Annotated in this window: 9 protein-coding genes; 5 read left to right on the top strand and 4 right to left on the bottom strand. The window is 70.6% G+C overall.

The window, feature by feature from the left end:
- The 3 genes from QL987_RS07170 to QL987_RS07160 form a co-directional block, all read right to left on the bottom strand.
- A partial coding sequence (locus QL987_RS07170; protein WP_290156940.1) for a biotin/lipoyl-containing protein occupies window positions 1-532 on the bottom strand: 532 nt, incomplete at its 3' end.
- A gap of 67 nt (window positions 533-599) precedes the next feature.
- On the bottom strand, window positions 600-1,973 hold the full coding sequence (gene lpdA / locus QL987_RS07165; protein ID WP_221851883.1) for a dihydrolipoyl dehydrogenase: 1,374 nt from the start codon (window positions 1,971-1,973) through the stop codon (window positions 600-602).
- Window positions 1,974-2,143: 170 nt separating this feature from the next.
- On the bottom strand, window positions 2,144-3,649 hold the full coding sequence (locus QL987_RS07160; RefSeq protein ID WP_290156939.1) for a leucyl aminopeptidase: 1,506 nt from the start codon (window positions 3,647-3,649) through the stop codon (window positions 2,144-2,146).
- 160 nt (window positions 3,650-3,809) lie between these two features.
- Here QL987_RS07160 and QL987_RS07155 point away from each other — a divergent pair, with 160 nt between their 5' ends.
- From QL987_RS07155 to QL987_RS07135, 5 genes are all read left to right on the top strand, one after another.
- Window positions 3,810-4,727: a PAC2 family protein gene (locus tag QL987_RS07155; protein WP_111073278.1), complete on the top strand. Its 918-nt coding sequence runs from the start codon at window positions 3,810-3,812 to the stop codon at window positions 4,725-4,727.
- Window positions 4,728-4,782: 55 nt separating this feature from the next.
- A complete protein-coding gene (locus QL987_RS07150; protein ID WP_111073279.1) occupies window positions 4,783-6,102 on the top strand; it encodes an MFS transporter in 1,320 nt (439 codons plus the stop codon).
- Window positions 6,103-6,273: 171 nt separating this feature from the next.
- Window positions 6,274-7,578: an RNA polymerase sigma factor gene (locus tag QL987_RS07145; RefSeq protein WP_221851889.1), complete on the top strand. Its 1,305-nt coding sequence runs from the start codon at window positions 6,274-6,276 to the stop codon at window positions 7,576-7,578.
- An 8-nt stretch (window positions 7,579-7,586) separates the two neighbouring features.
- A complete protein-coding gene (locus tag QL987_RS07140) occupies window positions 7,587-8,849 on the top strand; it encodes a MurT ligase domain-containing protein (protein WP_111073281.1) in 1,263 nt (420 codons plus the stop codon).
- Window positions 8,846-9,619, top strand: a complete 774-nt coding sequence (locus QL987_RS07135) for a hypothetical protein (RefSeq protein ID WP_290156938.1) — start codon at window positions 8,846-8,848, stop codon at window positions 9,617-9,619. Before QL987_RS07140 ends, QL987_RS07135 begins: the two co-directional genes overlap by 4 nt.
- A 119-nt stretch (window positions 9,620-9,738) precedes the next feature.
- Here the strand turns inward: QL987_RS07135 and QL987_RS07130 are convergent, their stop codons facing one another.
- The gene (locus QL987_RS07130; protein WP_111073283.1) at window positions 9,739-9,966 is read right to left on the bottom strand and encodes a hypothetical protein; all 228 of its coding nucleotides are present in this window, start codon (window positions 9,964-9,966) and stop codon (window positions 9,739-9,741) included.
- Window positions 9,967-10,089: the final 123 nt, after the last annotated feature.

Below are 10,089 nucleotides of genomic sequence, written 5' to 3'. Positions count from 1 at the left end.
GTGCGGGGACCGCGGCCGGCGGTGCGGCGGCGGGCGGCGGGACCGGGGCTGCCTGCGGCACCGGCGATGCGGCCGGCGGGGCCGACGGTGCCTGGGGTGCTGCGGGCTGGGTCTGGCCGGCCGGGGTCGGCTCGGGCTCGGTGGGCTCCGGGGCCTTGGCCTCGGTGTCCTGCTCCGTGCTCGGTGCGGCCTCGGGCTCGGTGTCCTCGGCGGCGGCCTCGGTCTGGTCGTCGGCGGACTCGGACCCACCCTGGTCGGACGAGTCGCCCTTGTCGGACGAGTCACCGCCACCGGAGCCGTCACCGATCTTCACGAGGGCGGTACCGACCTCGACGGTCTCGTCCTCCTGGACGAGGATCTCCTCGATGACGCCGGCGACCGGCGACGGGATCTCGGTGTCGACCTTGTCGGTGGAGACCTCGAGCAGCGGCTCGTCGACCTCGATCCGGTCACCGACGTTCTTCAGCCATCGGGTGACCGTACCCTCGGTGACGCTCTCTCCGAGCGCCGGGAGGTTGACGGATTCGCTCATCGGGTGGACTCCTTCTCGCAGGCGTGGTTCTGGTTTGTGGTGTTCGTGGTGCGCACGACGGTGCTGCTCACAGTGCGTGGAGCGGCTTGCCCGCGAGGTGCAGGAGCGCTTCGCCGAGGGCTTCGCTCTGCGTCGGGTGTGCGTGGATGAGCGGCGCGACGTCTTCCGGGTGCGCTTCCCAGTTCACGGCGAGCTGCGCTTCGGCGATGAGCTCACCGACGCGGGCGCCGATCATGCTGATGCCGACGACGGGTCCGTCGACGACGCGCACGACCTTGACCGCACCGGACGTGCCGATGATGTGGCTCTTGCCGTTGCCGGCCAGGTTGTACTCGTACGAGTCGACCTTGTCGGCGCCGTACTGCTCTTCGGCCTTCGACTGCGAGAGGCCGACCGAGGCGACTTCGGGGTCGGAGTACGTGACCTTCGGGATGTTCGTGTCCGAGATGACGACGGGGTTCAGACCCGCGATCTCCTCGGCGACGAAGATGCCCTGCTGGAAGCCGCGGTGGGCCAGCTGCAGGCCGGGGACGATGTCGCCGACGGCGTACACGTTCGGCAGGTTGGTGGCGAGGCGCTCGTTCGTGGTGACGAAACCGCGGTCCATGGCCACACCGACCTCTTCGTAGCCGACGTTCTGCGTGAGCGGGCCACGACCGACGGCGACCAGCAGGACGTCGCCGTCGTAGGTCTTGCCGTTCTCGAGCGTCACGACGACGCCGTTCTCGTGCTGCTCGACGCCCTGGAACCGGACACCCAGCGAGAACTCGATGCCGCGCTTGCGGAACGCACGCTCGAGCTGCTTGGACATCGACTCGTCCTCGGCCGGGATCAGGTGCGGCAGGCCCTCGACGATCGTGACCTCGGCGCCGAAGGACTTCCAGACGCTGGCGAACTCGACGCCGATGACGCCGCCGCCGAGGATGACGACCTTGTTCGGCACGTAGTCCATGCGGAGCGCGGTCTCGGAGGTGATGACGCGCCCACCGATCTCGAGTCCGGGCAGCGATTTCGAGTAGGACCCGGTGGCCAGGACGACGTTGCGACCGGTGACGGTCTGGTCGCCGACCTGCACGGTGTTCTGCGAGGTCAGACGACCCCAGCCCTCGACGACGGTGATGCCGCGGGCCTTGATGAGGCCCTGCAGGCCCTTGTACTTCGAGTTGATGACGCCCTGCTGGTACTCGATGACCTTGGGCACGTCGACGCCGGCGAACTCGGCGATGACGCCGTACTTCTCCGCGTCACGGGCGCCGTCCGCGATCTCGGCCGAGTGCAGCAGCGCCTTCGTCGGGATGCAGCCGCGGTGCAGGCAGGTCCCTCCGAGCTTGTCGCCCTCGATGAGCGCGACGCTCATCCCGAGTTCAGCGGCTCGGAGCGCTGCGGCGTAGCCGCCGCTGCCGCCACCGAGGACCACGACGTCGTAAGTCTGTTCCGTCACCTGGTGCAACTCCCTCGTGCGTGTCGGGGGCGGCTTCGTGTCTCATGGACGCCGTCCCGGTGGACACCGCGCGGCGGCGTCCGGCGGTCGGACCGTCTGTACCGGTCCCGTCCCGTCAGTTCCGGCGGGGAGCGCGCGCGGACGCGGCGGCCCCGCCGGAACCCAACCTACTACTTGGACTGCAGGTCTTCTGCGAGTGCGACCAGGGTGCGGACCATCACACCGGTGGCGCCCTTGCCGAGCCAGCCGTACCCGGCGCCGCGGTTCTCCGACGGGCCGGCGATGTCGAGGTGCGCCCACGGGATCGTGGTGCCCTCGGCGGTCTGTCCGACGAAGCGCTCGAGGAACTTCGCGGCGAGCAGCATGCCGCCCGCTGTCTGCCCGACGGTGGCGTTGACCATGTCGGCGACGTCGCTGCTCAGGCGGCCGTCGAGCTCTTCCGGCATCGGCATCGGCCAGATCGGCTCCGCGACCGTGTCGGCGAGCGTGCGGACCCGTGCGACGAGGTCGTCGCTGCCCATCAGGCCGGTGGTCCGGTCACCGAGGGCGACCATCTGCGCGCCCGTCAGGGTGGCGATGTCGACGATCGCGTCGGGCTGCTCGAGCGACGCCGCGGCCATGCCGTCGCCGAGGACGAGTCGGCCCTCGGCGTCGGTGTTCGTGACCTCGACGGTCTTGCCGTTCTTCAGGGTCAGGACGTCACCCGGACGGATGGCGGAACCGGAGGGCATGTTCTCGGCGAGGCAGAGCCAGGCCGTGACCTTCGTGTCGAGACCCAGGCGAGCGGCGGCGACCGTCGCTGCGAGGACCGTGGCGGCACCGGTCATGTCGGTCTTCATGCCGAGCATGGAGGCAGCCGGCTTGAGCGAGAGCCCGCCGGAGTCGAACGTGATGCCCTTGCCGACGAGCGCGAGGTGCTTGGTCGCACCGGCCGGCTCGTACCGCACGACGACGAGCCGCGGCGGGCGGACCGAGCCCTGGCCGACTCCGGCGATCCCGCCGAAGCCCTGCTCTGCGAGTTCGGTCTCGTCGAGGACCTCGACGGTGAGGGGCAGACCGTCGGCCTGCGCGTGCGCGACGTCGGCGACGTCGGACGGCCCGAGGTCCCCGGCGGCGGTGTTCACGAGGTCGCGGACCAGCGCGGCCGCGTCGGCGACGATCGCCGGGCGGACGGTGGCGTCGGCGCTGACCGAGGCCGGTGCGACGACCGTGATGCGCTGGTCGCCACGGGTCGGACCGGTCGTGCCGGCGCCCTTGTGGCGGGTGAAGGAGTAGGCGCCGAGCGCGGCGCCCTCGAGTGCTGCGGCGACGGTGGCGTCGTCCTCGGTGGGCAGGGCGAGTGCGATGGCGGTGACGTGCGGCAGCTGGCGCACGGCACTGCCGGCGGCGCTGCGCACGGCGGCCGGACCGGTGGCACTGCCGAGACCGACGAGCGCGATGCCCGCGGCGGCGACGCCGACGGCCGAGCCGCCGGGGATGCGCACGAGCTGGTCCTTCGCGCCGGTGGCACCGACGGCGGCGAGGTCGAGGTCGGCCAGTCCGTCGACGGGGCCGGCCGCGGACGGCACGAGGGTGGCGGGCGCGCCGTCGGCACCGGGGCGGACGCCCAGGACGAGCACGTCGGCCTCGACGGAGGCGGGAGCGGAAGAGGTGGTGGAGAGCGTCGGTCGGACCATGTGTCCAGCCTACTGACGGCGTCCTGCCAGGCGGTGGCGGACCGCCGGACGGGTGACGCGCCTCCAGGCAGGCTGTCGGACGGGAGGCCCGTCACCTGTTCGCTGTCGGCGTCGCGACCCGACACGGGTCGCGTCGGTGCCCCCGCCTAGCATTGGCGTGATGAACCACCCCGAGGACCTCTACACGCTCGACGCATCCGCCCCGACGGTGCCCGCCGGGCTGCACCTCGTCGCTGCCCTGACGGGTTTCGCAGACGCGGGCTCGGCGGTGGCGCAGATCACGACGTCGATCACCGGCTCGCTCGAGTCGCAGCTCGTCGCCGAGTTCGACCCCGACGTGCTGCTCGACTGGCGTGCCCGTCGCCCGGTCATCACGTTCGAGCACGACCACATCACGGCCGTCGAACCACCCCGGCTCACGCTGCACCTGGTGCGCGACGAACTCGGGCAGCCGTTCCTGTTCCTCTCCGGGTACGAGCCCGACTTCCAGTGGAACCGCTTCGTGCAGGCCGTCCTCGACCTGGCCGAGGACCTGCAGGTGACCGACACGACCTGGGTCCAGGCGATCCCGATGCCCGTCCCGCACACCCGGGCCATCGGCGTCACGGTCTCCGGCACCCGCGCCGACCTGGTCGAGTCGATGAGCGTCTGGAAGCCCGAGACCCAGGCGCCGGCGAACGTCCTGCACCTCGTCGAACACCGGCTGTCCGAGATCGGCCAGCAGGTCACCGGGCTGGTGCTGCTCGTCCCGCACTACCTGGCGGACACGGAGTTCCCGGACGCAGCCGTGGCGGCGCTCTCCGGCATCTCGGCCGCCACCGGACTGATCTTCCCGACCGATGCCCTGCGTGAAGAAGGACGTGAGTTCCTGGCGCGCGTCGACGAGCAGGTCGCCGGCAACGCGGAGCTGCAGCGCCTGGTCGGGACGCTCGAGCAGCGCCACGACACGTACATGGAGGGCAACCCGGTCGCCTCGCCGCTGACCGGGGCGGACGGACAGGTGCCGACCGCCGACTCGATCGCGGCCGAGCTGGAGCGCTTCCTGGCGGACCGCCGCACCGCAGCCGACGAGGACTGAGCGCCGGCTGCTGCGTCCGGACGGCTGACTGCCGACCGATCGCTAGCCTGGTCCGGTGAACTCCCGCCGTGCCTTCGTCGTCTGGGGCGTCGCCGTCCTGGCCTACGTCCTGGCGGTCATGCAGCGGTCGTCCCTCGGGGTCTCCGGGGTCGACGCGCAGGACCGCTTCGCCGTCTCCGCCGCCGTCCTGTCCACGCTCGCGGTCGTGCAGATCGCGGTCTACGCGGGGCTGCAGATCCCGGTGGGCATCGCGCTCGACCGGGTCGGACCGCGGCGCCTGGTGCTGCTCGGCGCACTGCTGCTGACGATCGGCCAGGCGGTCGTCGCGCTGTCCCCGACGATCGGGCCGGCCATCGTGGGCCGGGTGCTGGTCGGCGCCGGGGACGCGATGACCTTCATCTCGGTGATGCGCCTGTTGCCGATGTGGTTCAGCGGGTCGCTCCTGCCGCAGATCTCGCAGTGGACGGGCAACCTCGGCCAGATCGGCCAGATCGTCTCGGCGTTCCCGTTCGCCCTGCTCCTGCACTCCGTCGGCTGGGACGCGGCGTTCGGCGTGGCGGCGATCGCCAGCGCGGTCGGGCTCGTCCTGGCGGTGGTGTTCGTCCGTGCCGGGCCGGTGGCCGTGCGGACCGACACGATCCCGCTGCCGCACTCGTGGGGAGCGGCCTTCCGCACCTTCGGGCACGCGCTCCGACGCCCGGGCACGCAGCTGGGCTTCTGGTCGCACTACGTGACGCAGTCGTCCGGCACGGTGTTCAGCCTGCTCTGGGGGGTCCCGATGCTCCGGGGTCTCGGCTACTCGGCGACCGAGGCGGCGACCTTCCTGACCGTGATCGTCCTCGTCGGGTTCGTCGCCGGCCCGGTCCTCGGTCTGCTCTGCGCCCGGTTCCCGATGCGTCGGTCGAACCTGGTGCTCGGGATCGTGACCGCGCTCGGTGTCGTCTGGACAGCGGTGCTGCTCTGGCCGGGGCAGCCGCCGACCTGGCTGCTCGTCCTGCTGGTCGTGGCGATGGGCGTCGGCGGTCCGGGCTCCCTCATCGGGTTCGACTTCGCGCGCTCGTTCAACCCGGTCGGTTCGCTCGGGTCCGCGAACGGCGTGGTGAACGTCGGCGGGTTCCTGGCGGCCTTCGTGATGATGTTCGCGATCGGCTCGCTGCTCGACGTCCTGGCGGCGGCGTCCGGCACCGACACGTTCGCGTGGCAGAACTTCCGCGTGGCGATGACCGTGCAGTACGTGGTGGTCGGGTTCGGCGTGGTGATGCTGCTGCTGGCCCGCCGACGGACGCGCGCACGGCTGCACGCGGAGGACGGAATACGGGTGGGTCCGCTGTGGGTTGCACTGGTTGCACGCTTGCGGAACGGTCGCGTGCAATAATGACCACGGACCCTTTCGGGTTCCTCGCGTTCAGCGTCGGGGGACTTGACATGGGTCCTAGTGCTGCCCGGAACGGTAGGACCAGACGACGTGGGGGACTGCGGCGGTGGCCCTGGGCGGCGAGGGAAGGCCACGACCCCAGGAACGTGGCACGACGAGGAAGGTGATCGCATGGCTGCCCGGAGCACGACGGTCGATCCCACGAAGGACACCACGCCCGACGGCGTCGTGGCGGAAGACGCCACGACCACGACGGAGGGCACGGCCGCGCCGAAGAAGCGCGCCCCCAGGACCACCACCGCCGCCAAGAAGGCCGCCCCGAAGAAGGCGGCCCCGAAGAAGGCGAGCGGCAAGAAGGCCGCATCGTCAGAGGACGACGAAGCGAGCGCCGACGACGAGACGCCGGTCGAGGTGGCCGAGGACGCCACCGACGACGCGACCGAGGACTCGGACGACGACTCGGCTGCGAAGCCCGCGACGGAAGCGGCCGCGGTCGCCGCCGGAGCGCTCGTCATCTCGCAGACCGACGACGACGAAGCGCCGGTCTACTCGACGACCATCACGGGTGCCACCGCGGACCCGGTGAAGGACTACCTCAAGCAGATCGGCAAGGTCGCGCTGCTCAACGCCGAGCAGGAGGTCGAGCTCGCGATGCGCATCGAGGCCGGCCTGTTCGCCGAGGACAAGCTGCAGCACTCGACCGGGCTGTCGAAGCCGGCCGAGCGCGAGCTGCGCTGGGTGGCCCGTGACGGGCAGCGTGCGAAGTCGCACCTGCTCGGCGCGAACCTCCGCCTGGTCGTCTCGCTCGCCAAGCGCTACACCGGTCGTGGGATGCAGTTCCTCGACCTCATCCAGGAAGGCAACCTGGGCCTGATCCGTGCCGTCGAGAAGTTCGACTACACGAAGGGCTTCAAGTTCTCGACCTACGCGACGTGGTGGATCCGTCAGGCCATCACCCGCGCGATGGCGGACCAGGCACGCACCATCCGCATCCCGGTGCACATGGTCGAGGTCATCAACAAGCTCGCCCGTGTCCAGCGGCAGATGCTGCAGGACCTCGGACGCGAGCCCACGCCGGAAGAGCTCGCCCGCGAGCTCGACATGACGCCCGAGAAGGTCGTCGAGGTCCAGAAGTACGGTCGCGAGCCGATCTCCCTGCACACCCCGCTGGGTGAAGACGGCGACTCCGAGTTCGGTGACCTCATCGAGGACACCGAGGCGGTCGTGCCGGCCGACGCGGTGGGCTTCACGATGCTGCAGAAGCAGCTCGAGAGCCTGCTCGACTCCCTCTCCGAGCGCGAGGCCGGCGTGATCCGGATGCGCTTCGGCCTGGGTGACGGTCAGCCGAAGACCCTCGACCAGATCGGCGACACGTTCGGCGTCACGCGTGAGCGGATCCGCCAGATCGAGTCGAAGACGATGGCGAAGCTCCGCCACCCGTCCCGGTCGCAGTCGCTCCGCGACTACCTCGAGTAGGCCGACCGGTGCGTTTCGTGGTCCCGATCCTGGTCGGGCGGATCCTCCGTGCCCTCGCGCGAGCGCGGGGCGGAGGGTCCGCTTACCCGGGCTACATCGTCCTCAAGCTCGTGCCGGACTTCCTGCAGCACGTGACGCGGCAGTTCCCGAACGGCGTCGTCTTCGTGCTCGGGTCGAACGGCAAGTCGACGACGACCCACATGATCTCGGAGATCGTGCGGGCGCACGGCCTCCGGGTGTTCACGAACCCGTCCGGCGCGAACCTGCCGCAGGGCATCGCGTCCGCGCTGCTGTCCGAGGTCTCGCTGGGCGGCAAGCTCAAGGCCGACATCGGGATCCTCGAGGTCGACGAGGCCTTCGCGGTCGAGCTCGCCGGCATCCTGTCGCCGTCCACGGTGACGATGCTCAACGTCCAGGTCGACCAGCTCTACCGGTTCTTCGAGACCGAACGTGTCGCGACGATGATGCTCGACACCGCCGCACTGTCGAGTGCGAACGTCATCACCAACCACGACGACCAGTTCCTCGACGCCTACCCGGCCGTCGACGGGCAGCGGGTCCTGCGCTTCGGCGCGAGCACCGACGTGGTCGCCGCGGCCCCGAACGGCCTGCAGAACGCCGACGACTTCGTGGCCGGCGCCGACCGGGCACAGACGACCGCTGACGCCGAGATCGTGACCTTCACCGGTGACGCCGCGACCATCGCCTTCGCCGGTGCCGAGATCCCGGTCCGCCTGCCGGCTCGCGGCCTGCACTACGCCGTGGACGCCGCAGCGGCTGCCGCGACGGCCAGCGCGGCCCTCGGGGACCAGTTCCGTCCGGCCGCCGTGACCAAGGCGTTCGAGCGGATGAAGCCGGCCTACGGGCGCGGCGAGCGTCTGCCGATCGCGGGGGAGTCCGCCGAGTTCACGATGTTCAAGAACGCCGCGAGCCTGCAGCTCAACCTGGACGCCCTGCCGGCGCACCCGGAGCAGGTCCTCATGGCGATCGACGAGGGCACGCCCGACATCTCGTGGATCTACGACATCGACTTCTCGAAGCTCGACCACGTCGACGTCGTCTCCGGCGACAAGGCCTGGCAGATCGCGATCGCGCTCGAGCACGCCGGTGTCCGCATCGGTCGCGTCGAGCCCGACGTCGAGTCGGCGATCCGCCACATGCAGGGGCTCGGGTCGACCACGACCGGCACGAAGAACTTCATCGTCAACTACGAGATCATGATGATCGCCCGGAAGGCCCTCGGCCACCCGGACATGGAGAAGACCGCATGACGGCCGATCGCCTGACCATCCTGCACGTCTACCCGCGTCAGATGGGCGTCTCGGGGGACCGCGGCAACGTCGCAGCCCTCGTCCGCCGCGCCGCCGCCGCCGACATCGCGACCGAGGTCCTCGAGTACGCGCCCGGCGACGCGTTGCCGTCGACGGCCGACGTGGTCGTCGTCGGCAACGGCCCGCTCAGCGCGATGCGCTCGCTCGGGGCCGACGTCGTCCGCATCGGTGCCGCCCTGCGTGACTTCGCAGTCGCCGGTGTTCCGGTGATCGCGGTCGGCGGCGGGTTCGACCTCGCCACCAACCAGGTCGTCCCGACCGACGGTGCCCCGATCGACGGCTTCGGCGTGTTCGACGCCCGCGCCGTCCGCGGTGCCGAGCGTCGGGTCAACTACTTCGTCCTCGAGTCGCGGTACCCGTTGCTGCCGGGTGCGTCGAACCGACTGGCCGGCTTCGAGGACCACGCTGCACGCATCGAACTCGCCGACGGCGTGTCGCCGTTCGCGGACGTGGTCTCCGGTGGTGGCAACCAGGCCGGCTCGCCGGTCGAGGGTGCGGTCAGCGGCAACTCGTTCGGCACCCACACGCAGGGCCCGATCCTGCCGCTCAACCCGCAGCTGACCGACGGTGTGCTCGCCGCCACGACGACGCGCCTCGGCCGCGGCTACACACCGGACCCGGCGCGGACCGCGACGATCGACCGCTACGCCAGCGAGGCTCGCGCGACGATCGACCGCTACGTCGACAAGGCGTTCAAGCGCATCGCCTGACGCCCAGGTTCGCCCGCCGGGGCAACACGACAGGCCCGCCCGTCAGGGCAACGCACTGGAGGCCCGGTGCCGGTTCTCAGAACCGGCACCGGGCCTCCAGCGCGTTGCGGGTGTGTCGCCTACTTGGACTCGCGGAGCCGGGACGACTCGTCGTGCCACTCGAGCGCGGTCGCAGCCAGCTTGTCCTTGAACTCGGCGCCGTGGTGAGCGCAGAACAGGAGTTCACCACTGGCCATGGTGGCGCGGATGTAGGCCTGCGCACCGCAGCTGTCGCAGCGGTCGGCCGCGGTGAGCTGGTGGTTGTCGTTGAGTTCGTCGACGGGGAGGTCCTGCACGGTCTGGGTCATTGCTGTGCTCCTCACGGATCGCAGTACGGTGCGGTGAATGCACCCATTCCAACACGTCCTGGCTGGATGCCCGGCATCCTGAGGCCCCTCGTTCGCTCTGCGCGCAAGGGTTGTCCCCAGGCC

Source organism: Curtobacterium sp. APC 4022 (assembly GCF_030407555.1).
GTDB lineage: Bacteria > Actinomycetota > Actinomycetes > Actinomycetales > Microbacteriaceae > Curtobacterium.
This window is presented reverse-complemented; position numbering and strand designations above follow the sequence as displayed.

Excerpts from the sequence above, each read along its gene's own strand:
- QL987_RS07130 (WP_111073283.1), bottom strand. The coding sequence starts at position 9,966 with ATGACCCAGACCGTGCAGGACCTCCCCGTCGACGAACTCAACGACAAC.
- QL987_RS07145 (WP_221851889.1), top strand. The coding sequence starts at position 6,274 with ATGGCTGCCCGGAGCACGACGGTCGATCCCACGAAGGACACCACGCCC.
- QL987_RS07155 (WP_111073278.1), top strand. The coding sequence starts at position 3,810 with ATGAACCACCCCGAGGACCTCTACACGCTCGACGCATCCGCCCCGACG.
- QL987_RS07135 (WP_290156938.1), top strand. The coding sequence starts at position 8,846 with ATGACGGCCGATCGCCTGACCATCCTGCACGTCTACCCGCGTCAGATG.
- QL987_RS07160 (WP_290156939.1), bottom strand. The coding sequence starts at position 3,649 with ATGGTCCGACCGACGCTCTCCACCACCTCTTCCGCTCCCGCCTCCGTC.